This is a genomic window from Flavobacterium quisquiliarum (assembly GCF_019308285.1).
Taxonomy (GTDB): domain Bacteria; phylum Bacteroidota; class Bacteroidia; order Flavobacteriales; family Flavobacteriaceae; genus Flavobacterium; species Flavobacterium quisquiliarum.
In genome coordinates, this window is record NZ_WWEM01000040.1 from 17,910 (window position 1) to 42,989 (window position 25,080).

The following is a 25,080-nucleotide window of genomic DNA, read 5'->3' on the forward strand; positions in this document are numbered from 1 at the left end:
TTTTCACTAGTAGATTGTCAAAAAATAATTCGTGAATTCGTGGCGGAAAAAATTAAGAACTGCAAGAAAGCATGGAACAGCCAACTTTTGTTCTAGCCCAATCTGGACGTTTCGCGAACCATTTTTCAGATTCCGGCTGTTCGTCATAAGGTTTCTTTAAAAGCTGGAATAGTTCATCTACTAAAGAATAATCTCCTTTATCAGCCGCATCTATCGCCAATTGCGCCATATAATTTCGAAGCACATATTTTGGATTTATTTGATTCATTTTTGACGCACGCTCTTCATCAGAAAGTGTTTCATTCTTCAATCTCTTTAGATAAACTGAAAGCCATTTCTGCCACGCATCCAGAATTGTGTCTTTTATTTCTTGAGGCAAATAAAAGGCATATTCAATCTTTTCGAATGCTTGTTCTACAGAATCCCCTTTTTTAATCTGACTAAGATTTCTAAAAAATATGGTCATATCGGTTTCTGATAATTGTAAAATTTCTTCTAAACCTTTTATAATTTTATCATCAGTAATACTTGAAGTAAATATCCCTAATTTACTTAAAAACATATTTTTATAATCTTCTTCAAAATCAACTATAAACGAATCTAGAATCTTTTCCAAAGGCGCGGCTTCATTCACAAGAGGATAGAGTGCATTTGCCAATTGAAACAAATTCCATTGCGCCACCTGAGGTTGATTTCCGAAACGATATCTTCTATTTTGGCTGTCTGTTGTATTCGGCGTCCAATCTGGATCATAATTTTCTAACCAGCCATACGGACCATAATCAATTGTGATTCCATGAATGGACATGTTATCGGTATTCATAACACCGTGTACGAAACCAACCCTTTGCCAGTGCAAGATCATTTCGCGAGTAGTATCCGCAACTTTTTGAAAGAATTGAATATATTGTTCTTTTGGTTCCCCGTTAATTTCTGGAAAGTAATGTTTGATGGTATATTCCACAAACTGCTTAAGATTCTTAAGTTCATTTCGGGCCGTTAACATTTCATAATTTCCAAAACGAATAAATGATGGAGCTACACGGCAAACAACTGCACCTTTTTCATAAGCTGGATTTCCGTTATATAAAATATCACGCAACACTTGGTCTCCAGAAAGAATCAAAGAAAGCGATCTAGTAGTAGGAACTCTCAAATAATGCATAGCTTCAGCGCAAAGATATTCTCTAATCGAAGAACGTAAAACTGCCAAACCATCAGCAGTTCTAGAATAAGGTGTTTTTCCAGCTCCTTTTAATTGCAATGTATAAAATTGATTGTTGTTTTCAACTTCAGTTAAATTAATAGCACGACCATCTCCAAGTTGCCCAGCCCAATTACCAAACTGATGTCCTGCATAACACATTGCATAAGGTTTTGTGTTATCTAAAATATCTTTACCCGAAAATACATTTACGAATTCTTCTGATTGAATTTCTTCTTTTGAAATCCCGACTAATTCAGCTACTTCTTCAGAAACATGAATTAATTCCGGATTTAAAGGTTTTGTTGGATTTACATACGAAAACAAAGTGTTTTTGACCTGACGAATTTCATTTGTTAATTCTGGATCCGCAGGTAATTCAGTTGTAAATCGGTTGTTTATTTTTAAATTTTTCATTTTACTTTTTTATTTTGCCACAGATTAAATGGATTAAAAGAATCCTTTTTAATCCATTTAATCTGTGGCTAACTTAAAAAATTAGTCCACTAACATATCAGCGTACATTTTTTTTAGTTTTTGAATTTTCGGATCAATTACTACTTGGCAATATCCAGCTTCTTGATTTTCATTATAATAATTTTGATGATAATCTTCTGCTTCATAAAACACTTCAAAGGGTTTCAATTGCGTTACAATTGGGTCTGCGTATGCAGGTTGTACTTCTTCAAAAACTTTTTCTGCAATTTCTTTTTGTTCTTCATTATGATATAAGATGATAGAACGATATTGCGTTCCGCTATCTCCTCCCTGACGATTTAAAGTTGTAGGGTCATGACTTGTCATAAAAATAAAAATTAAGTCATGATATGAAATTATGTCAGGATTAAAAGTAACTTGGATAACCTCTGCATGTCCAGTTCTGCCAGTGCAAACTTCTCGATAAGCAGGATTCTTTATAAATCCATCTGAATAACCTGATTTTATTGATTCTATTCCTTTTAAACGCTGAATAACAGCTTCAATACACCAAAAACAACCGCCACCAAAGGTAGCTACTGATAAATTTCCCATAAATAATACTTTCTGTTTGTTTATTGCCTATTAATTCGATAGGATATTATGATAATTTGTTAAAAAATAGTTCTTTTAACTAAAGATACCCGATAGGAATGTAATGTTTGAAGTTTGTTATTGATAAATTCGCAATTTTATAAAAAAACGATATATTTGCAGTCAAACACAAGGCACAACTAATGAATAGCAAAAATAGTACCATCACACTTGAAACTTATTTTCAGGAATTTAGACAGAATATTGTCGGTATAAATCAGGAATTTACATCACCTTATGGCAGAAAATCAATTGTTTATACTGATTGGACTGCCAGTGGAAGATTGTATCGTCCAATTGAAGAAAAATTATTGAACGAATTTGGCCCTTTTGTAGCCAATACACATACTGAGACTACTATTTCTGGTACTGCTATGACAAAAGCTTATCATCATGCCAGACATATTATTAAACGTCATGCCAATGCAAATAGTGACGATGTTTTAATTACTGACGGAACGGGTATGACTGGAGTTATCAATAAATTTCAGCGCATCTTAGGTTTAAAAATTCCAGAAAACTTAAAAAGTTTTACGAATGTTCCTGCGGAAAAGAAACCAATCGTTTTTATTTCGCATATGGAACATCATTCTAATCAAACTTCATGGCTGGAAACTATTGCTGATGTTGAAATTATCCCGTCTTGCGAAAAAGGACTTTTCAATTTAGAAAATCTTGAAGCTTTATTAGAAAAATACAGTGATAGAACGATTAAAATTGCTTCGATTACAGCTTGTTCTAATGTTACAGGATTAAGAACTCCTTTTCATGAAGCTGCAAAATTAATGCACGAATACAATGGTGTTTGTTTTGTAGATTTTGCTTGTTCTGGTCCTTATGTAGAAGTAGATATGCATCCTGCTGATCCTGAAGCATATTTGGACGCGGTTTTCATGTCTCCACATAAATTTTTAGGTGGCCCTGGAACTTCTGGTGTATTAATTTTCAACAAAAAATTATACAATAATATGATTCCGGATTGTCCTGGAGGTGGAACTGTAAGCTGGACAAATCCTTGGGGAGAACATAAATACATTGATAACATTGAAGATCGTGAAGATGGTGGAACTCCTGGTTTTCTGCAGGTTATTAAAACAGCTTTGGCTATTGAGCTTAAAGAGGAGATGGGAATTGAAAACATTATGCAGCGAGAACATGAAATCGTTGATTATGTTTTCAGCGAATTAGAAGCTGTTTCAAATATTAAAATTTTAGCTGGGCAGCATAAAGAGCGTCTTGGTGTAATTTCGTTTTTTATTGATGATCTACATTTCAATTTAGGTGTAAAAATCTTAAATGATCGTTTTGGAATCCAAACTAGAGGAGGATGCAGCTGTGCTGGAACTTATGGACATTACTTATTACACGTTGATCAGGAGACTTCTAATAAATTGGTTAACGAAATTACAATTGGTGATTTAATCAAAAAACCGGGGTGGATTAGAATGTCAATTCACCCGACAACTACTGATAAAGAGATTGCTTTTGTTTGTCAAAGTATTAAAGAATTAGCAGCAAATCATAAAGAATGGGCTTTGGATTATTCTTATGACAAAAGCAGAAATGAATTTATTCATAAAGACGCTACCTCATTTGAAGATGAATTAGTAGAGAGCTGGTTTAAATCTTAGTTTTTGTTTAACCGATCAGCAGCAAAGATTTACCTAAAGAACGCTGTTATATAAAATGCAAACCCGATAGTCTGAACGCTATCGGGTTTATTGTTTTTTTTAGAAATGAATGTTTATAGTTTAGCCCCGATAGAAACGGTATCCTTTTATGGTGGGGTTCACCATAAAAGATAAAGTGGATAGCGGGACTGGAAGTTATTAGAAAACAAGTGTTTCTGCTCCTTAAAAATTACATAATTAATCTTACTCCGCCAAGGTCAGAAACGCGATAGGAAAACTTATTTCCAGGAGAACCTATAAACATAAAATTCTTAGGGATTTTCCATTTCTGCGAAAGTTCATCAATTATTTCCGGACCGAAAATACCTTGAATCTCTAAATATTCTATATCAAGTCCGTCATAGGCGCGATCTAGAACTTCAAGATCTTTTTTAAGCGCTTCGTTATTTGTTGAGTCGTTTTTTACATGCACGATTTTTAGTTTTTTGGTGGTTTCATTGTCTTCAACATATTGCAAAACCTTGTTTAGAATTGTAATATCGTCGCCTTTAGTGAAAAAGACAAATTCCTGCGAATTGATTTGTGTGCTTAAATTTTGAAGATATCGATTACTGAGGATAACCATTTTTCTTAATGGCTGATAGAAGTATTCTAAAGCTTCGATTAATAACCGAATTAATATAACACGATTCAGCATGATTCCTATAAAAATCAAAGCAGGAATCATATATTGGAGAAAAGTATAGAACGAATTAATGTTGAGTTCCATGTTACCAATAAAAGCAGCGATAACAAAACTTACAGCAGCAACAACTGCAATACCACGAGCGCGTTCTGGTCTTGGAAGTTTTTTTCGTTTATATTTCAAGAGTAAATTTCCGATTCCGAATAAAGCCATAACGGCTAAAAATGAGAAGGTATAAACTCCCGCTAAAGATTCTAAATGCCCGCTTGTAGCAAAAAGCACAGAAATACAAAGAATTAAAAAACTAATGACAATTCTATAATGTGCACCTCTTTTATTTGTTTTTAAGAAATAATTTGGGAGAATTCTATCTAATGTCATTCGGTTTAAAAGCCCTGAAACCCCAACAAATGAAGTTAGAACTGCACCACAAAGTACCATAACAGCATCAATAGAAATCAACCAAGCGAGCCAGGCTCCGCCAGTAGTTTGTCCTAAATGTGCCAGAAGTGATTCTTTATTTTCACCAACTTCTGTTAACGGAATAACACTAATCAATAAAATAGCAATTATAGGGTTAAAGAAACTCACAATTCCCCACATGTTTCGAAGTGTTTTAGGAAAAACTCCGTGTTCTTGTTCTTCTACAAAATTAGCTGAACTTTCAAAGCCTGAAATTCCTAACATCGCCGCTGAGAATCCTAGAAAAAGAGCTATTTTGATATTTTCATAAGCAATAGGAGTGTGCCAATTTATATGAAAAGTTTCCAAGCCATGAGTTAAAACAAACCAAATGGAAGCCAAAACCAACAAACTTAATGTTCCAATATGTGTCAGGAAAATTATAACGGCTACAAATGCTGATTCCCCGATTCCTAGAATAGCTAAGCCAGTAAATAAAACTAAGACAACAACAGTTGCAATTGTGACATTGAGTCCTTCAAAAATTCCGTGCAAATAATGCATTCCTTCTGAGGCTGAAATAACTGCTGTTGCCATATAAGACAAGACGGTCAGCGTAGCGGCCAAAGAAGCCAATCGTTTAGTAGAAGTATTTAATAGAACATTGTAGGCACCACCATTTAATGGAATTGCACCTACAACTTCTCCATAAATTTTTCTGAAAAGAAATAAAACAACAGCAACAATAAGCAGTGAAATCCATGCATATTGTCCGGCATATAATATTGTTAAAGCAGATACATAAAGGCAGGAAGAACTAATATCATTACCACAGATTGCAGTTGCCTGTAATTGATTTAATTTTTTGTGTACGATTTCTTTCATTAGTATTTGAGATTTACACTTTTAGTAAAAAACAATAAGCAACAAATAATTATAATCGGGCAAAAAAGGCAGATATTAATTTAAAAACTTATTGAAAATTAAAGTTTTTAATGAAGGTATTATGTAGATTCCTGAAACTTTTGGAGTGATAACAAGGCTTGTTTCTGCACTTTTTTCTGAAAAAAACCTGTCCAGCCTAACAAATATCCGGTTGGACCAAAGGCTTGTTTAGACCATTCCCAAACGTCAAAGTTATCAGTATGTTTAATGATTAATCCGTCCTTAAAAACAAACTCAGCTCTAATTTTATTGATTACTTTTCTATTTGTTTTGCTGAAATTATAAGTTGCAACCCAATTGGCAGAACCAGTAGAATCATCGGCTTTTACGTTTGAAAACTCAATTTTTAAGTTTCCTTTGCTTTTTATAAGGAGCATCTCCCACATTTTTGAAACCTGATCTTCTTTAAGTAAACCGAAAGCTGGATCAACAAAATGAACTTTTGGATGATAACATTCGCTCATTGTTTTGGCATCGGCATTTGCAAAAGCAGTATAAAATTTTGTTATTAGGGTTTCGTTTGGATTCATAGGAAATTTTTGATGTTAAATATAAGATTTTATTAAATTCAAAAATCATTACAAAACACTAATTTCTTTAGCTGTATCAAATGTTTTTTTACTTTTATCGAATGCCGTCGAGAAATAATTCATTTTGTTGTAAGCGGTAAAATATCCTGTCTGATTTCCAAAATCATTTGATCCTCCGGCAATTATAAATCTAACAGCATAGATATCGGTCTTTTTTAGTTTTAACCATTCTGTCGGAGTAAAATAATAATAAGAAGTTGTTTTTCCATCAACTGATTCTTTTACGTTTTTATCTGTACACGCAATAACATCTGCATTGGTTAAATCTATATACAAACCACCGGCAATTCTTGCTTTGTCATTAGCAGTATCAATTGTAATTTTTAAAATACCGCCTTTATCTGTTTTTGCTATTTGAATCTTTGCTTCGCCTGTATAAGCATATTTTTCGCAGATAAAAGTGTATTCCTGAGTTGCAGGAAAAGGAGCCGAACCTTTTACACTAATAGTTTGCTGTGCTTTTGCAAATGTCGAGATAAACAATATTAGAAGAAGGGATAATTTTAAATTCATATTTTTAATTTATTGATTAGCCAATTTAGCGTCAAATTTTTCATCCCAATCCATTGATTTTATGGCAGAAATGAGGTTTTCATCATTCACAAAGACTCTTAATTCTTTGTTTGCTACTTTTTTACTGTATAAAGCGTGATAGCGGTAAATGACTTCTTGTTTGGTTTTGTAAACTCCGTCTAGTTTTAAATCAATAAAGCTTCCGTAATACTGTCTAAACCTTTGACAGGTTTTTGTTAAACGCTCCTCGGTTGTATTTTCCATTACCGATTTGGTTACTTCAGTTTCGTTAAAAGGTTTAAATTTTGAAGTATTACAAGTCGACAGCACTCTTTTTCCTAAGTCATATGCTTTTTGCTGTTGATTTGCATTTATTTCAGATCCGGAAACCTTCTTTATTTTTAAATCTTCAGTATCTCTGTTTACTGTTTTAGATTTACATCCAATTAATAATAACAAACATATAATCAATCCTGCTTTCTTCATAACTATTTAAGTAATTTTTAATAATAAGTTAGGATCGGGACAATTTTCGATATAAAAATTAAGGTCTTTTGTATTGCAGACACCAGGATAATCTCCTAAGTAATTTTCAATATTGTGTATGATTTGAAAATGGACATGCGGTGCATAATCACCATTTATTGAGGCTTTTCCTAAAGTTGCAATCTTTTCGCCTTTTTTGAAATAGTCTCCGATCGTTAAGTTTTCTATACTTTCTAACGACAAATGTCCGTATAAAGTATAAAATTTTTCATTTTCTACTTCGTGTTCCAATATTATGGTTGGACCATAATCTCCCAATCCGATGTTGTTTTTAAAACTATGAACTTTTCCATCCAGTGCCGAAAGAACAGCCGTCCCGGCATCTGTCCATAAATCTAAACCAATATGAATATTGCGTTCAGGTTTTGATTCATTCAAAAAAATGGAACTTCTCTGATATAAAGAACGTCCTTCTATATAACCGCCAAAAGCAACTTTTGCATTTTTTCTTTCCAGATAATTTAAAATATATTTTTCAAAATCTTCCGATGTATCCAGCTTTGCATCAATTAGTTCCTGATTTGAAACGGAGAGATTAATTGGTGTGTATTCTGAAATACTAATTGTTTCATCAATAATTTTAGTAGGAGGTAAGGCGTTTAAAATGGAGGTAAGGGGTCTCATGAAATTAGGCTACTTTATTTATAATTATTATTTCGTTGTGTGTTTCAATTCGCGGCAACATTTTAGTAGTAAACAGTTCTGAATTTACTTCAGAAATATATTTTCGATTTCTAACATTATGTGCTTCATCCAGAATCATGGTATTGAATAAAACATAACCATTATCTTTTAATAAAGTACAGATTCTATCTAGAAAAAACTTTTCGAACAAAAAGTTAGGCATATGCGTATCCTCGAAAATATCTATAATGATAAGGTTATATCTGTCTTTTGTTTTCAAAACAAATTCAAAAGCGTCATCAATAACTACTTCTAATTGTTTAATCTGATTGAGGTTGAAATATTGATTTGCAATCTGAATCATTTCGGAATCAATTTCAACACCCGTTATTTTTTCTTTATATTCAATTTCATCTACTAAGGTTTTAACAACGCTTCCGCCGGCAACTCCTAATAATAAAATATGATTCATTTTTAGAATATTCTCATAACCTATATTTCGAAGTCCGTACCTTAATATACGCTGTAAACTTCCATAGGAATAGTTGGTGTTTTCAGTATCTAAAACCAGTTCGCCATTTGCCCATGTAACTTCAATCATTTTGCTTCTAGCTGATTTCTTTTTGAATATTTTTATAGGGATAATGTAACTGAAAAATTTTCGAATCATTTTGTATGCTTTTACTCAAATTTACCATTAAATCTTTTATTTTGCATCAAATAATACATCTTTAATGAAAAAACTATTATACAAATTCATCTTTTATAAGCTAATGGGCTGGAAGATAGTGGGGCTGGAGAATGCAGAAGTAAAAAAATGTATATTAGTAGTAATGCCTCATACGAGTAATCATGACTTTTACATAGGGCTTTTTACTCGTGGCATATCCGGATTACAGATGAATTTCGTCGCCAAAAAGGAATTATTTAGATTTCCGTTTGGTTATTATTTTAGAAATGTTGGCGGGGAACCTTTAGATCGTACTGGCGGATTAAATAAAGTAGATGCTATTGCTGCAATCTTTGAAAGAAAAGAAGTTTTTCGTCTTGCCGTTGCCCCAGAGGGAACTAGAAAAAAAGTGAACGAAATCAAAACCGGATTTTATTTTATAGCGCTTAAAGCAAAAGTGCCAATTGTCCCCGTAGCTTTTGACTGGGGTAAAAAAGAAGTAAATCTTGGAGAGCCATTTTATCCAACTGGAAATTACGAAGCCGATTACGAAGTTTTGAAAAAACATTATGAAGGCGTTTTAGGTAAAATTCCTGAAAACGGCATTAAATTGTAAAAATTGACTTTTTTTTCAAACGCGTGAGAATCGCGTATTTGAAAATTTTCTGTACCAATATCCAAATATGCGCTAATTTTTCAATTATGAAAAATTAGGTATAAATATACTTTTTATAAAGATTAGAATTTTACAATAAAAAATTCAGTTGTTGTTTCAAAAAAATGGTTACACTATTAAATTGTTAAAGCTTTCGAGGTTTTATAATTGTAAAAATAAAGATCTTTACTTTTGTTAACTAATCAAAACATAATGAATTTAGAAAATCTTTTTATACAATACAAAGAGCAGAGTATATCTGGGAGATATTTGACATTAGATCATATTCAGCCCATTTTAGATAGATTAAATACCAACAATCAAGTACAAATTATTGGAAAGTCTGTTTTAGGCGAACCTATATATAGTTATCAAATTGGTACTGGTCCAACGCGAGTGTATTTATGGTCACAAATGCACGGAAACGAAAGTACCACAACTAAAGCATCATTTGACTTTATTAATTTATTGAATGATGAAACGGACTTCGCTAAAAGAATGCTTAGCAGCTTTACTTTTTATTGGATTCCTATTTTAAATCCAGATGGAGCTAGATTATATACGAGAGCAAATGCCAACGAAATTGACTTAAATCGTGACTCACAAGACTTAACTCAGCCAGAAAGTAATGTTTTGCGTAAAATTTTTGAAGACTTTAAACCGCATTATTGTTTTAATCTTCATGATCAGCGTACTATTTTTGGAGCAGGAACTGAAGGAAAACCAGCAACAGTTTCTTTTTTAGCGCCTTCTTATAATGAGGAAAGAGAAGTAAACGAGAACAGACAAAAAGCCATAAATATCATAGCAGGCATTAATAAAGTGCTTCAGGAATATATTCCAGGACAGGTTGGACGTTTTGATGACTCTTTTAATATTAATTGTATTGGAGACACTTTTCAATATTTAGGAGTTCCAACAATCTTATTTGAAGCAGGACATTATCCAGGCGATTACGAAAGAGAAATTACTCGTAAGTACATATTTTTCTCGTTAATTCTGAGCTTCAAACTTATTTCCGAAAACGATTTAGTAAATAATCGAATTGGTGAATATTTGAATATTTCACAAAATAACGTGGTTTTTTATGATTTTATGTATAAAAATGTCAAAATAAATTATGATGGTATCGAAATTATTACGAATTTTGTCGCACAATACAAAGAAGAATTAATCGAAAATAAGATTCATTTTAACGCCTACATTGCTGAAGTAGGTGATTTGGAAAATTTCTTTGGACATTATGAATATGACGCAAAAGGCGAAGAATATTCGGATGATTTCTCAAATTTTCCAAAAGTGGGTCAAAAAGCAAATTTTTATTTAAATAAAAATGTTAAATTTGTTAATGGATTAATAAAAAGTTAATTTTTATGTGAATTTCTTGTTTTTTATATATAATTTTATACTTTGTAATAGCAATTAGTAATATTAATTAAACAATTATGAGTAAATTTCGTTTAGATGAAGTAGATCACCAGATTTTAGATATGTTAATAGACAATACGAGAGTTCCGTTTACTGACATTGCAAAAAAATTATTGATATCTGCTGGAACAGTACATGTTAGAGTAAAAAAGATGGAAGACGCAGGTATAATCATGGGGTCTTCTTTAGCTTTAGATTACGATAAATTAGGGTATTCTTTTATTGCTTATGTGGGTGTATTTCTAAATAATACCTCTCAGACAAAATTTGTATTAGAGCGAATTAACCAAATTCCATTCGTTACTGTAGCTTCTGTAACTACAGGAAAATTCAATATCTTTTGCAAAATTAGAGCAAAAGATACTAAGCACGCAAAAGAGGTTATCTTCATGATTGACGACATCGATGGTGTTTACAGAACTGAAACTATGATTTCTTTAGAGGAAAGTATAAACGATAAGAAACGTTTGATGCATACTATTTTCAAAAATATGTAATAACTTTTCTTGAATGCTATATAAAAATATACCTCAAGTTTATTCTTGGGGTTTTTTTATGACTAATTAACCAATCAACTATAACACGATTATGTATACGTTGCCGAAAATTGAGCGTTTTAATCAAGACGTTCTCTCAAAATACCACATTTATAATAGTGTTTTTATAACATTACCATTTGATTCTATAGATAATACAGGAGTTTTACTTCCTTTATTTACAGAAACTTGCGAAACGGGTTTTAAAAAACAAGAAACACCAAAAGAAATTTTTGATTTCTTTTCTAATAAATTTCTAAGTAATGCTTCTGAAACTGAAAAAATTGATTTAATGTTTCGATTTATTCAGTACATAGAGCGCCAGATTGTATTATTTGATGCTATTGAAGATGCCGCATTTCCAGAAGTAAACAATATGGAAGGGCGTGGCTCTTTACGTGATATTAAAGAAAAGTCAGATGCAAAAGAAAAAGATGATGAATTAATAGAGTTTTTAGAAAACTTTAATGTTCGTACAGTTTTAACGGCGCACCCAACTCAGTTTTATCCTGGTCCTGTATTGGGAATTATTAACGATTTAACAGAAGCTATTCGCCAGAATGATTTGCTTAAAATCAAACAATTACTAGCGCAGCTTGGAAAAACGCCTTTTATCCAGCACGAAAAACCAAATCCTTATGATGAAGCAGTAAGCTTGATTTGGTATTTGGAAAATGTATTTTATGCTACAGCTGGAGAAATTGTACATTATTTGCAAAAAAATATTAATGAAGGAACACCGATCAAAAACCAATTGATTAAGCTTGGTTTCTGGCCAGGAGGAGACCGTGACGGAAATCCATTTGTTACTACAGAAATTACACTTAAAGTTGCGGATCGTTTAAGAACTTCAATTTTAAAATGCTATTACGTAGAAATGAGAAATTTAAAACGTAAGCTAACTTTCTCAGGTGTAGACACTTTAGTATCCGACCTTGAACATAAACTTTACCGTTCTGTATTCTATTCTAAAGGAGATATTTTTATCACTTTGGATGAATTATTAACGCAGTTGAATAAGGTAAGAGAGATTATCATTGAAAAACATCAGTCTTTATATCTAGATGAATTAGAAGCTCTTTTAGTGAAAATTAATTTATTCGGATTCCACTTTGCTACTTTAGATATTCGCCAAAACAGTAAAATTCACAATAAAGTATTTAAGGATGTAGTTGATTTTTACCAGAAATCTGGATCTTCTATTTTCCCTGGTAATTATTATGAACTAACAGAAGATCAAAAAATTGATGTTTTGTCTAAAATGAAAGGAGATTTAAATCCAGCTGATTTTGAAGATGAAATTACAAGATCTACTTTAGAATCTGTTCAAGCGATCAAAACTATTCAAAGAAATAATGGTGAAGAAGGAGCAAACCGTTACATTATCAGTAATAATGAAAGTGCTTTGAACGTGATGGAAACTTTCGCAATGATTCGTTTGAATAATTGGGAAAATCCTACTGTAGACATTATTCCACTTTTTGAATCTGTAGATGATTTACAGAATGCTCATTCAATCATGGAGCAGTTATATACTAATCCTGAATATGCGAAGCACTTAAAATCTAGAGGAAACGAGCAGACAATTATGCTTGGTTTCTCCGACGGAACAAAAGATGGCGGTTATTTAATGGCTAACTGGAGTATTTATCAGGCAAAGATTTCATTGACTGAAATCTCTAGAAAATATGGAATAAAAGCTATTTTCTTCGACGGACGCGGAGGACCACCTGCACGTGGTGGAGGAAAAACGCATAAATTCTATGCTTCTCTAGGACCAAAAATTGAAAATAATGAAATTCAGATTACTGTTCAAGGGCAAACTATCAGTTCTAATTTTGGAACTTTAGATTCTTGCCGTTACAATATTGAAAACTTAGTAACTGCCGGAGTTACGAATCAGGTTTTTGCTAAAGATAAAAATGAATTATCAGCAGATGAAACGCAGATTTTAAATCAATTAGCAGATTTGGGTTATCAAAAATATTTAAGTTTTAAGAACCATCCAAAGTTTATTCCTTATTTGGAAAAAATGAGTACACTGAAATACTACTCTAAAACAAACATTGGAAGCCGCCCATCTAAAAGAAGTAAATCAGAATCTCTTGATTTTGCTGACTTAAGAGCGATTCCGTTCGTGGGTTCATGGAGTCAATTAAAACAAAACGTACCAGGATTTTTTGGCGTAGGTTCTGCATTAAAACATTTTGAAGAAAGCGGTCAGTGGGATAAAGTAAGTGATTTGTATCACAACTCTTTATTCTTTAAGACTTTATTAGAAAACAGTATGATGTCATTGGCAAAATCATTCTTGCCTTTAACTGCTTACATGAGTAAAGATCCTGAGTTTGGAGAATTCTGGAATATTATCCACACTGAGTTTTTAGAAACAAAGAGACTTCTTTTGAAAATTGCAGGTCACAAAACATTGATGGAAAATTATCCTGATGGTATTGCTTCAATTCAGATTAGAGAGCGTATTGTATTGCCTTTATTGACAATTCAGCAATATGCTTTATTGAGAATTAATGAATTAAACAAAGCAGAAACTCCGAATGAAGATCTGATCAAAGTTTACGAAAAAATCGTAACGAGATCTCTTTTTGGAAATACTAATGCAAGTAGAAACTCTGCTTAAAACGAAATTTTAAATTTAAAAACATGAATGTCAGCGATATTTTAGAAAATGAATACTCAGGTCATTTCGGGACTTATCTGAAACAAGCGGGTGACGGAAAATTGATTGAAGAATTGGAAATCTCTCTACATGAATTTATCCGATTTGTTCAAAATATTCCAATGGATAAATTTGATTATCGTTACGCAGAAGGAAAATGGACTATTAAAGAAATAATTCAACATGTCATTGATACTGAACGCATTTTTGCTTACAGAGCTTTATGTTTTTCAAGAAATGATAAGACGCCATTACCAAGTTTTGAAGAACAAGATTATGCAGATAATACCGATGCTAATTCAAGACATTTACAGGATTTGTTAATGGAACTTTCTGCTGTAAGACATTCCAATTTATTGTTTTATAAAAGTTTATCTGACGAACAGCTTAAAAGAATAGGAACTGCCTCTGGTAATCAAATTTCTGTTCGGGCTTTGGGTTTCATTATGATTGGACACCAAAAACATCATCAAAAAGTTTTCGAAGAGAGATATTTATAAGTTTCAATTTAAAGATAAATTAAACCCGACAAGTTTTAAAAACTGTCGGGTTTGTTGTTTGTATACAGTTTGTCATTTCGACTGAAAGGAGAAATCGCACTCGAAACTCTACAAAGATTTGCTATTGTCTTTGTGGAAAAACTAGTGCGATTTCTCCTTTCAGTCGAAATGAAAAAAATGAAGTTTTTATTTAGTAGTTTGAAGTTTTCTCTCCAAAAACGCCAATCCAAACCGAATTTTATCATAAGACATTTTTTCTTCAAAATATTCAAAGTAAGGTCTTAGTGCTTCAGGCTTCTCTAATTCTATCTGAGCTTTTTCAATTTTCAAAATTTCATCTTCAGAAACAAATTGATTTAAATCGATTTCATTTCCATCAACGTATAATTTAGCTAAATGAGAAATAATGGTAGTTTCTCCTAAATTACGCTGTCCTGCAATTTCTTGTACAGAAAGTCCGCTTTGAAATAATTCTAATGTTTTCGAATATGTACTGTCTTTTTTCTCTTTTTTAACAACCGATTTATTTCTTTCAAATTCAATAATAGCTTTGATGAAATCGTCTCCATATTTTTCCAATTTTGCTTTTCCAACACCTTCAACAGCAAGAAACTCTTCATCGCTCATTGGTCTTAAAATTTCCATTTGACGTAAAGAGGCATCACTAAAAATAACATAAGCTGGAACTTCTTCTTCTTTTGCAATTTCATAACGCAATTTGCGAAGTGTTTCAAATAAAGAATTTTTAACTGCTCTAGTTTTGATCTCTTTTGCTTCTACTTTTTCAATAACTTTCTTAACAACTGTTGTGAGCTTTACTTTTTCACCTTCAAATAAAACTTTTTTGGCAAAAGCAGTAAGCAATATTTTATTATGCTGATGAAAGGCAATTTCGCAATATCCTAAATTTATTAATTGAATTAAATATTGATTCCAGTCATACCAAGATACATCACCGCCAATTCCGTACGTTTTTAGCTCTTGATAATTTTTTTCGTAGATATACGCATTTCTCGAGCCTCTTAGAAAGTCTACAATAACAGCTAAAGGTTCAGATTCTTTTAAACGTGTAATAGCAGATAATGCTTTCTGCGCGAGAATCGTTCCATCGAAAAAAGTTGGAGGATTTTTGCAAATATCGCAGTTTCCGCAATTTTCAGTTACCAGTTCTCCAAAATAAGAAAGCAAAATTTTTCTGCGACAGCTGACAGCATCTGCATATTGTTTCATACGATCCAATTTTGCCAGTTGGATATCTGCGTTTAATCCCTCTGATGCAAATTTCTGAAGCTGAATCACATCTGCATAGCTTTCAAATAAAATGGTTTCAGCCGGAAGACCATCACGGCCGGCTCTACCGATTTCCTGATAATAACCTTCAATATTCTTTGGGAGATTATAATGAATGACCCAGCGTACATTTGATTTGTCAATTCCCATTCCAAAAGCAATAGTCGCACAAACAACCTGACAATCGTCATTAATAAACTGATCCTGAGTTTTAGCTCGTGTATCATTATCTAAACCAGCATGATAAGCTTTGGCGGTAATGCCATTTTTCTTTAATTTTTCAGCAAGTTCTTCAGTTGTTTTACGGCTTAGACAATAAATAATCCCAGATTCATTAGGTTTATCTTCTACAAAATCAATTATTTGCTTAACTCGATCTAAAGCTGGACGTACTTCTAAACTTAAGTTTTTTCGATCAAAAGAAGCAATAAAAGTTTTCGGTTTTTTAAGATTCAATTGTTTTGTAATATCTGTACGAGTAGCTTTGTCAGCAGTAGCTGTTAAGGCCAAAACAGGAGTAGAAGGGAAGCGGCTTTTTAAATAACCTAAATTGGTATAAGCCGGCCTGAAGTCATGTCCCCAAGAGGAAATACAGTGCGCTTCATCAATCGCTATTAAACTAATTGTCAATTCATTAAAAGCCATATCTAAATAAGATAAACTTTCGGGTGCGATATAAACTAACTTAAAATGATTTGATTTTAAATTGTCAATGTAATATTGCTGCTCTTGAGAAGATTGCGAACTATTAATATAACAAGCGGCTATTCCATTAGTTTTTAAACTATCAACTTGATCTTTCATTAAAGCAATCAGAGGAGAGATTACAATTGTAATTCCAGGCAATATTAAAGCTGGAAGCTGAAAGCATATCGATTTTCCACCACCAGTAGGCATAATGGCTAATGCATCTTGTCCTGAAAGTATGGTGCTTATGATATTTTCCTGATTTGGTCTGAATTTTTCAAAACCAAAATTTTCTTTTAAAGTTGCGTGTAAAATTTCTGAAGTCATTGGCGTATAATTTTTATGTTGAGTGAATAAATTTAAAAATAATCTTACAAAACATAAAAATATAAATTTTATTTAAAGTTTAATTCAAAATATAAAAAAAGGAACTCAATAGAGTTCCCTTTTATTTATTTTAAAGAAAATGAATTAATCTTCATCCTCTTCATCTTCATCGTAATCAGTATCTGCTTTATCGTTGTCATCATCATCGTCATCATCGTCTCCACCATCAGAATCTGGTTTGTCTTGATTGTCGTCGTCGTCATCATCGTCGTCGCTAATATCGTCATCAAGATCCATACCTTTTACTGGTGCAATTGCATCTACATCAACATCTAAATCATCATCTTCATCGTAGTTTTCAATTCTGTCAGCAAGTTTAGTACTAATTTTTACTAAGTAAATAGTGTCCTCAGTACGTACTTCAACAGCCTCAACCAATTCGTTTTTAGCATTTCTAAAACGGATTACATCCGAATCATCGTAACCATCAGGAAATTTTTCAACCAAAAGGTTTAAAATTTCATTGGTAAGTTTAGCGTAGTCTACTATAACTCTTTTCATAAATTATTCTATAAATCTAATAAATATGCGAAAATTAACGGAGCAACGATTGTAGCATCCGACTCAATAATAAATTTAGGGGTTTTGATGTCTAGTTTACCCCAAGTGATTTTCTCATTTGGAACTGCTCCAGAATAAGATCCATAACTAGTTGTTGAATCTGAAATCTGGCAGAAATAGCTCCAGAATGGAACATCATGCATCTCCATATCTTGGTATAACATTGGTACAACACAGATAGGGAAGTCACCCGCAATACCACCACCGATTTGGAAGAAACCAATACCGTTTGAACTGTTTTTTGAATACCAATCTGCTAAGAAAGTCATATATTCAATTCCAGATTTCATGGTAGAAGCTTTTAAATCTCCTTTAATTACGTATGAAGCAAAGATATTTCCCATTGTACTATCTTCCCATCCCGGAACGATAATAGGTAAATTTTTCTCTGCAGCTGCATACATCCAGCTATCTTTTAAGTCAATCTCATAATATTCTTCTAGAACACCAGATAATAACATTTTATACATGAATTCATGCGGAAAATAACGTTCTCCTTTATCGTCTGCATCTTTCCAAATTTTGTAAATGTGTTTTTGTAAACGACGGAATGCTTCATGTTCAGGGATACAAGTATCAGTAACACGGTTTAATCCTCTTTCTAATAAAGCCCACTCGTCTTCTGGAGTTAGATCACGATAGTTTGGAACTCTTTCATAGTGAGAATGAGCTACAAGATTCATGATGTCTTCTTCTAGATTTGCTCCAGTACATGAAATAATATGTACTTTGTCTTGTCTGATTACTTCAGCAAAAATTTTTCCAATTTCTGCTGTACTCATTGCGCCAGCCATACTTACCAGCATTTTTGCACCATCGGCTAATTGCTGCTCGTATGCTTTTGCAGCATCTACTAGCGAAGCAGAATTGAAATGCAAATAATGTTTTTCAATAAACTGACTGATTGGTCCTTTCATTTTTTTTTGTTTTTTTTTGAATTAAAAAGTTTAACCTTTTTGGATGTTAATGCAAATTAAGAATTTTCTAAATATTTCCTTTACTTAATTTGCCGTTTTTTTTATAACTTTTTTTTGTAGCCTAGAATTTTTAATACATCGTCAGAAGTCTGCTGTTCCGAGAAAACTTCTGTTGCCAGAATACCATTTTCATCACGATCTATTAAAATATGTTTAGGCTGTGGAATCAAACAGTGGTGAAGACCGCCGTATCCTCCAATTGTCTCCTGATAAGCGCCAGTATTAAAGAAACCGATATAAAGTGGTTTTTCTTTGTTGTACTTTGGCAAATAAATGGCATTCATGTTTTGTTCAGAATTGTAATAATCGTCACTATCACAAGTAAGACCTCCTAACAGAACCCGTTCGTAAGTATCATTCCAGCGATTAATAGCCAGCATAATAAAACGTTTGTTTATAGCCCAAGTATCTGGTAAAGTGGTAATGAAAGATGAATCAATCATATTCCATTTTTCTCTATCATTTTGTTGTTTTTGATACAAAATCTGATAGATTGCACCACCGCTTTCGCCTACAGTAAAGGATCCAAATTCCGTAAAAATATTTGGAACATCCACTTCAGCTTCATCACAAGCAATTTTAATTTGATTGATGATTTCATCAATCATATATTGATAATCATATTCAAAAGCAAGTGAGTTTTTAATAGGGAAACCACCGCCAATGTTCAAACCGTCAAGAGTTGGACACTCTTTTTTAAGAGCAATGTAAACTTTAATACATTTTACAAGCTCATTCCAGTAATATGATGTATCATTAATTCCAGTATTAATGAAAAAGTGAAGCATTTTAAGCTCTAACTTATCATTCTCCTGGATTTGTTTTTTATAGAAAGAAACAATGTTTTTATAACCAATTCCTAATCTTGAAGTATAAAACTCAAATTTAGGTTCTTCCTCAGCAGCAATACGAATTCCGATTTTAAATTTGCCTTTAATTTCTGCCTGAAGTAAATCTAATTCTTCATAATTATCAATAATTGGAATAGTGTTCTTATGCCCATTATTGATTAATCTAGCAATATTGCTAATATACTCGTCTCTTTTGAAACCGTTACAAATTACGTAAGTACTTTTGTTGATTTTTCCGTTTTCTAATAAATTCTCTACAATATTAACATCAAATGCTGATGAAGTTTCTATATGAATATTGTTTTTGAAAGCCTCATTCATGATATATTCAAAATGAGAACTTTTTGTACAGTAGCAATAATAGTATTTTGCGTCGTACTTATTCTTTTCCATTGATTTTCTGAACCAAGCTTTTGCTTTATTGATATTTTCAGAAATCTGAGGTAAATAAGTAAACTTTAACGGAGTACCATATTGTTCAACCAATTTCATTAAATCAATATTATGAAATAAAAGGTTGTCTTTGTTTAATTTAAATTCCTCTTGTGGAAAGTAGTATGTTTGATTTATTAGATCAGAATATTTTGTATTCATTTATTTGTCAAAGTTTTAGAGATTGTAATTGTATTTTAAATTTAGTGTTTTTTATGCTAAATCTTAAATTCAAACTCTAATATTTGCAAATATAATTGGCAGCTTTTCGTGCTCCGCTTTTGAACATTGGAAAACATCAAAACAAAATGGACTTTTACTATTATAAAAACGATCCAACATTCTTAATAAAGAACTGTTGAGGCGGTTTCTGTAAGAGCTGAAATGTCTTCTTTGTTTGTTTGTTTTCATGGGGCAAATGTAAAAAATAAAATATACCAAATGCAACGCTTTCGATTAAAAAAAGTTTAAGATTTATAATCTTGAAACGCGTCTAGAATTAATTTATTTTCAACGGATTGGTTAATTTTTATTTTTCCGATTCCTTCAATTAATGCAAATTGAATTGTTCCGTATTCATTTTTTTTGTCATGAATCAGCAATTCTAAGATCGGTTCGATGTCATTTTCTTCAAAAATTACATCATCATAAATACCTTTGAGAATCGTTTTGATTTCTCTATATTCTTGTTCAGTAATTAAACCTTTTTGAAGTGAAATATAACTTTCTAAAATCATTCCGATAGCAATGGCTTCTCCGTGTAGTAGAGTTGTTTTTTCCTCGCTTTCCAAAAAGTAACTTTCAATAGCATGCCCCAAAGTATGCCCGAAATTCAATGCTTTACGGATATTTTTTTCCGTTGGATCTTGAATTACGATTTCATTCTTAATTTCAACCGAACGATAAATCAATTGATCCAGTTCGTCAAAAACAATCGATTTTAAATCTGAAAACTGTCTCCAATAAGGTGCATCATAAATTAAACCATGTTTCAGCATTTCAGCCAATCCAGAACGCATTTCACTTTGTGGTAAAGTTTCAAGGTATTCCGTATCGATTAAAACCATTTGAGGAACATTAATAACGCCTATCTGATTTTTAAGATTTCCTAAGTCAACACCTGTTTTTCCTCCCACAGAAGCATCAACCATAGATAATAAAGTGGTTGGAACATTGATAAAATCTACACCTCTTTTAAAAGTTGAAGCCACAAAACCGCCTAAATCTGTAACTACGCCGCCGCCAACATTAATAACAAGCGATTTTCTATCGCCTCCAAGTTCTGTTAGAATATTCCATATTTCAATACAAGTTTCTATATTTTTATTGGCTTCACCAGCTTCAAACTCGATAATTTCGATAGCCAAATCTGTTTCTAAATGTGGAATAAATTTTGGAAGACAGTATTCATTGGTTTGATCATCAACAATTATAAATATGTTTGAATATTTATTTTCTCTTAAATGTTTATTTAAAGCTTCGTAAGCATTTTGGTTGAAATGTACGAGATAATTATTGGCTTGAATAGAGTTCATGATTCTTTAGTTAATTGAAAGCGCAAAAATAAAGTATTTTAAACGAAATAATCTTCAAACTTTAGCTCTAATTTGTTTAAAATACAGCCTTACATGCCTTATTTATCTACATTATAATTAAGCAGGTATACATTTACTTCATAAATTGGTGTTTTCTGATAATCTTATTAAATATACTTAAAAATATCGTCCTGTTTTATGAAGAATATTCAAAACACTCTTTATCTTTGCATAAAAACTAAACTTAATGGAAAAAATATTCGATAACACTCAAGTTGCATTCTCACTTAAAAGTGACACAGAACTTGATAGAGCTTATTTTCTTTTTAAAATGATCGACAGCGAACCTTTAGTTCGAATTGGTACTGCTGTTACAAATTTCGCTATAAAGGCGCATCTTCCTGTTGAAGGATTAATTCGCGCTACTGTTTTTGATCACTTTTGCGGTGGTGTAAACGAAAACGACTGCTTAACTGTAGTAGATAAAATGTTCACTAAAGGAGTTTCATCTGTACTAGATTATTCAGTTGAAGGAAAAGAAGAAGAAGAGCAGTTTGATGCCGCTCTGGAAATGACATTGAGAACTGTTGAGTTTGCAAAAGAGCGTCTTGCTATTCCATTTGCAGTTTTTAAACCAACGGGTTTAGGACGTTTTGAATTATATGAGAAATTAGGAGAGAAACAAACTTTATCTCCGGCAGAACAAGCGGAGTGGGATAGAGTGGTAGCTCGTTTTGATAAAATCTGTAGTGAAGCGCATAAAAAAGATGTAGCCTTATTGATTGATGGAGAAGAAAGCTGGATGCAGGATGCAGCCGACGATTTAGTTACGGATATGATGCGTAAATACAATAAAGACAAAGCAATTGTATTTAACACTCTACAAATGTACCGTTGGGATCGTTTGGATTATCTTAAAGGTCTGCACGAAATTGCTAAAAATGAAGGTTTCTATATTGGAATGAAGCTAGTTCGTGGTGCTTATATGGAGAAAGAAAACAAAAGAGCAGAGGAAAAAGGATATGTTTCTCCAATCTGTGTTTCTAAACAAGCGACAGACGATAATTATGATGCAGCTGTACAGTATATGGCAGATCACTTGGAAACAATGTCAATTTTCGCAGGAACTCACAACGAACTAAGTTCTTATAAATTAATGGAAATATTAGCTCAAAAAGGAATTGCCAAAAGCGATAACAGAATCTGGTTTGGGCAATTATACGGAATGAGCGATAATATCAGCTACAACTTAGCTGAAAACGGTTATAACGTAGCAAAATATTTACCATTTGGACCTGTAAAAGATGTTATGCCATACTTGATTCGTCGTGCTGAAGAAAATACTTCTGTTGCTGGACAAACAAGCCGTGAATTATCTATGATTAAAGCAGAACGTAAACGTAGAAAAGGGAAATAAAATTAATTATAAATTCCAATTTTTAAAATTCCAAATTCCAAAACATTTATAAACCCGACAGGTTTTTAAAACCTGTCGGGTTTGCTTTAAACAATACAATAAAAAACTCCGTTTGCAATACAAACGGAGTTTTTTATTGGAATTTGGAATTTAAAAAATTGGAATTTATACTTTAAGAGTTACTAAACTGTAAATTACTTAAGTTTTTATAAATTCCGTTTTCTAGATTTATCAATTCTTGATGTGTTCCTTCTTCAGAAATTCTACCATTATCTAAAACTAATATTTTATCAGCGTTTCTAATCGTTGAAAGTCTGTGCGCAATGATAATGCTTGTTCTTCCTTCCATTAATACCTCTAAAGCTTCCTGAACCAGTTTTTCGCTTTCACTGTCTAAAGAGGATGTTGCTTCGTCTAAAATCAAGATACTTGGGTTTTTAAGCAATGCTCTTGCAATGGCAATACGCTGGCGTTGTCCACCTGATAATTTCACACCACGCTCCCCAACTAAAGTTTCAAATTTCTCAGGGAAACCATCTACAAAATTGAAAGCATTTGCTTGTTTAGCTGCCTGAATAATTTCTTCGTCGGTTGCATCTGGTTTTCCATAAGCTATATTTTCTTTGATAGTTCCACCAAATAGAATTACGTCCTGAGGTACAATACTCATATTTCCACGAAGATTTTCTAAATCGTAATCATAAATATTTTTCCCATCAACTGTAATTTCTCCTGATGTGATATCATAAAAACGAAGCAAAAGAGAAGATATAGTCGATTTCCCAGCACCACTTGGACCAACAATTGCAATTTTCTGACCGAATTCGGCTGTGAAATTAACATCTTTTAAAACCTGAACTTCCTGACGGGTTGGATAACTAAAAGCTACATTTTTAAAAGTGACATTTCCTTTAATTTTTTCTTGGGCGCCTTTATATTCTGGATTGATTTTTTCTGGACTTTCGTCTAATAATTCAAACACTCTTTCGGTTGCGCCGATTGCCTTTTGAATCTGTGCGTATAATTCGGCAATTCCTCCAAAAGAAGCTCCAACAAAGGTGGAATATAATACAAATGAAATTAATTGCCCAACGCTCATTTCACCTCCAATGCTCAAACGAACTCCGTACCAAACAACGGCAACAATAGCTCCGAATAAACAGAAAATGATAAACGAAGCAAAATAACCACGGTATTTCCCGCCTTTAATAGCCAGTTTTACAACATCATGAATTTTTCCTTTATAACGTGCAATTTCGTACCATTCGTTTGCGAAAGCTTTTACAATGCTGATTCCCTGCATTGTTTCTTCCACGATTACCTGACTTTCGGCAACCTGATCCTGTACTTGCTTAGAATATTTTCTAATGAATCTTCCAAAAATTACGGCAGCAACAGCCACTAAAGGCACTACGGCAAGCATTAATAAAGTCAATTTAAAACTTTCGGTCGCTAAAAGAATTATACCCCCAATAATCAAAATAAACTGGCGTAAAAATTCTGCTATAGTCGAAGTTAAAGTATCTTGAATTTGTGTAATGTCAGCACTGATTCTACTGTTTAATTCACCAACTCTTTTTTGAGAAAAGAAAGTCATTGGTAGCTTAACTAAATTGGTATATAAAGCCAAACGTAAATTTGCCAGTGTATTTTCAGTAAAGTTTACAAATAATGATAATCTGAAGAATGAGAAGAAAGATTGTAGAAACAGAATTACAATTAGACCTAAAGCAATTGTATTAGCTTGATCGTTATCTTTGTTTTTTACACAATCTACCAGCATTCCCATCAATTTAGGAAAGGCAAGGGCAGTAGCTCCTGTGAGAAGCAGAAAAATCAATCCAATGAAGAATTTCCATTTGTGATGCCCTGCGTATGTAAAAATTGTTTTTGCTTTATTAAGTGAAGTAGCCGTTATTTTTGATTTAGGCAAATCATTTTCTTTAAATCGCGCCATTAGAAATACTATTTTTAGGTATGCAAATGTATGACTAAGTCGAATTACTACAAAGTAATATTAAGAATTAGAAGAGTTCTTTTAGCTTTTTAACGAAATTATAAGAAAATAATGAAATTTGTTTCTTTTTTAAGAGTTTGAAAAATAGGTTTCTAAATAAAAAAGTAAAAAAAAGTTTTACTATTTTTTAAATTATGCTTGCAAATACAAAATCTAGCTGTATATTTGCACTCGCAATCACAAAATGATAGCAACCTAGTAAAATAGGGCGATTAGCTCAGCTGGTTCAGAGCACCTCGTTTACACCGA

At 32.4% G+C, this 25,080-nt stretch carries 21 protein-coding genes; 7 read left to right on the forward strand and 14 right to left on the reverse strand.

Going from position 1 to position 25,080, the window contains the following annotated elements; all coding sequences use genetic code 11:
• Positions 1 to 52: 52 nt before the first annotated feature.
• Both GSY47_RS23495 and msrA read right to left on the reverse strand, forming a co-directional pair.
• Complete coding sequence (locus GSY47_RS23495) at positions 53 to 1,621, reverse strand: protein adenylyltransferase SelO (RefSeq protein ID WP_179004352.1); 1,569 nt, start codon at positions 1,619 to 1,621, stop codon at positions 53 to 55.
• An 81-nt stretch (positions 1,622 to 1,702) separates the two neighbouring features.
• Entirely contained in the window at positions 1,703 to 2,236 is a 534-nt protein-coding gene (gene msrA, locus GSY47_RS23500) for a peptide-methionine (S)-S-oxide reductase MsrA (protein WP_179004354.1), read from the reverse strand.
• A gap of 182 nt (positions 2,237 to 2,418) precedes the next feature.
• Between msrA and GSY47_RS23505 the strand changes: the two genes are divergently transcribed.
• Positions 2,419 to 3,906 (forward strand): aminotransferase class V-fold PLP-dependent enzyme, encoded by a 1,488-nt coding sequence (locus GSY47_RS23505; protein WP_179004356.1) that lies wholly within the window; start codon positions 2,419 to 2,421, stop codon positions 3,904 to 3,906.
• Between the two features lie 229 nt (positions 3,907 to 4,135).
• On the opposite strand, the gene GSY47_RS23510 is transcribed toward GSY47_RS23505, so the two are convergent.
• The 6 genes from GSY47_RS23510 to GSY47_RS23535 form a co-directional block, all read right to left on the reverse strand.
• Positions 4,136 to 5,878, reverse strand: a complete 1,743-nt coding sequence (locus GSY47_RS23510) for an APC family permease (RefSeq protein WP_179004358.1) — start codon at positions 5,876 to 5,878, stop codon at positions 4,136 to 4,138.
• 119 nt (positions 5,879 to 5,997) lie between these two features.
• On the reverse strand, positions 5,998 to 6,468 hold the full coding sequence (locus GSY47_RS23515) for a nuclear transport factor 2 family protein (RefSeq protein ID WP_179004360.1): 471 nt from the start codon (positions 6,466 to 6,468) through the stop codon (positions 5,998 to 6,000).
• 48 nt (positions 6,469 to 6,516) lie between these two features.
• Positions 6,517 to 7,041, reverse strand: coding sequence for a hypothetical protein (locus tag GSY47_RS23520; RefSeq protein ID WP_179004362.1), 525 nt, complete (start codon positions 7,039 to 7,041; stop codon positions 6,517 to 6,519).
• A 9-nt stretch (positions 7,042 to 7,050) separates the two neighbouring features.
• The gene (locus tag GSY47_RS23525; protein ID WP_179004364.1) at positions 7,051 to 7,527 is read right to left on the reverse strand and encodes a hypothetical protein; all 477 of its coding nucleotides are present in this window, start codon (positions 7,525 to 7,527) and stop codon (positions 7,051 to 7,053) included.
• Positions 7,528 to 7,533: 6 nt separating this feature from the next.
• Positions 7,534 to 8,211, reverse strand: a complete 678-nt coding sequence (locus GSY47_RS23530; RefSeq protein ID WP_179004366.1) for a peptidoglycan DD-metalloendopeptidase family protein — start codon at positions 8,209 to 8,211, stop codon at positions 7,534 to 7,536.
• 4 nt (positions 8,212 to 8,215) lie between these two features.
• The gene (locus tag GSY47_RS23535) at positions 8,216 to 8,881 is read right to left on the reverse strand and encodes a spermidine synthase (protein WP_179004368.1); all 666 of its coding nucleotides are present in this window, start codon (positions 8,879 to 8,881) and stop codon (positions 8,216 to 8,218) included.
• Between the two features lie 64 nt (positions 8,882 to 8,945).
• On the opposite strand from GSY47_RS23535, the gene GSY47_RS23540 reads away from it, so the two are divergent.
• From GSY47_RS23540 to GSY47_RS23560, 5 genes are all read left to right on the forward strand, one after another.
• A complete protein-coding gene (locus tag GSY47_RS23540) occupies positions 8,946 to 9,497 on the forward strand; it encodes a 1-acyl-sn-glycerol-3-phosphate acyltransferase (protein WP_179004370.1) in 552 nt (183 codons plus the stop codon).
• Positions 9,498 to 9,749: 252 nt separating this feature from the next.
• Positions 9,750 to 10,904: a M14 family metallopeptidase gene (locus tag GSY47_RS23545; RefSeq protein ID WP_179004372.1), complete on the forward strand. Its 1,155-nt coding sequence runs from the start codon at positions 9,750 to 9,752 to the stop codon at positions 10,902 to 10,904.
• A 77-nt stretch (positions 10,905 to 10,981) separates the two neighbouring features.
• A complete protein-coding gene (locus GSY47_RS23550; RefSeq protein ID WP_008468989.1) occupies positions 10,982 to 11,461 on the forward strand; it encodes an Lrp/AsnC family transcriptional regulator in 480 nt (159 codons plus the stop codon).
• Between the two features lie 91 nt (positions 11,462 to 11,552).
• A complete protein-coding gene (locus tag GSY47_RS23555) occupies positions 11,553 to 14,138 on the forward strand; it encodes a phosphoenolpyruvate carboxylase (RefSeq protein ID WP_179004374.1) in 2,586 nt (861 codons plus the stop codon).
• 23 nt (positions 14,139 to 14,161) lie between these two features.
• The gene (locus GSY47_RS23560; protein WP_179004376.1) at positions 14,162 to 14,677 is read left to right on the forward strand and encodes a DinB family protein; all 516 of its coding nucleotides are present in this window, start codon (positions 14,162 to 14,164) and stop codon (positions 14,675 to 14,677) included.
• 186 nt (positions 14,678 to 14,863) lie between these two features.
• Here the strand turns inward: GSY47_RS23560 and recQ are convergent, their stop codons facing one another.
• The 5 genes from recQ to aroB all read right to left on the reverse strand — a co-directional run bounded on the left by recQ (position 14,864) and on the right by aroB (position 21,397).
• Positions 14,864 to 16,981, reverse strand: coding sequence for a DNA helicase RecQ (gene recQ / locus GSY47_RS23565; protein WP_179004378.1), 2,118 nt, complete (start codon positions 16,979 to 16,981; stop codon positions 14,864 to 14,866).
• 144 nt (positions 16,982 to 17,125) lie between these two features.
• Positions 17,126 to 17,542: a DNA primase gene (locus tag GSY47_RS23570; protein WP_179004380.1), complete on the reverse strand. Its 417-nt coding sequence runs from the start codon at positions 17,540 to 17,542 to the stop codon at positions 17,126 to 17,128.
• An 8-nt stretch (positions 17,543 to 17,550) separates the two neighbouring features.
• The gene (locus GSY47_RS23575; RefSeq protein WP_057117936.1) at positions 17,551 to 18,519 is read right to left on the reverse strand and encodes a deoxyhypusine synthase family protein; all 969 of its coding nucleotides are present in this window, start codon (positions 18,517 to 18,519) and stop codon (positions 17,551 to 17,553) included.
• Between the two features lie 101 nt (positions 18,520 to 18,620).
• On the reverse strand, positions 18,621 to 20,024 hold the full coding sequence (locus tag GSY47_RS23580; protein WP_091499049.1) for a type III PLP-dependent enzyme domain-containing protein: 1,404 nt from the start codon (positions 20,022 to 20,024) through the stop codon (positions 18,621 to 18,623).
• Positions 20,025 to 20,329: 305 nt separating this feature from the next.
• The gene (gene aroB / locus GSY47_RS23585) at positions 20,330 to 21,397 is read right to left on the reverse strand and encodes a 3-dehydroquinate synthase (protein ID WP_179004382.1); all 1,068 of its coding nucleotides are present in this window, start codon (positions 21,395 to 21,397) and stop codon (positions 20,330 to 20,332) included.
• A 247-nt stretch (positions 21,398 to 21,644) separates the two neighbouring features.
• On the opposite strand from aroB, the gene GSY47_RS23590 reads away from it, so the two are divergent.
• Positions 21,645 to 22,814 carry a proline dehydrogenase family protein gene (locus GSY47_RS23590; protein WP_179004384.1) on the forward strand — a complete coding sequence of 390 codons (1,170 nt, stop codon included), beginning with the start codon at positions 21,645 to 21,647 and terminating at the stop codon, positions 22,812 to 22,814.
• Positions 22,815 to 22,986: 172 nt separating this feature from the next.
• Here GSY47_RS23590 and GSY47_RS23595 read toward each other — a convergent pair whose 3' ends face one another.
• The gene (locus tag GSY47_RS23595; RefSeq protein WP_219071554.1) at positions 22,987 to 24,771 is read right to left on the reverse strand and encodes an ABC transporter ATP-binding protein; all 1,785 of its coding nucleotides are present in this window, start codon (positions 24,769 to 24,771) and stop codon (positions 22,987 to 22,989) included.
• Positions 24,772 to 25,080: the final 309 nt, after the last annotated feature.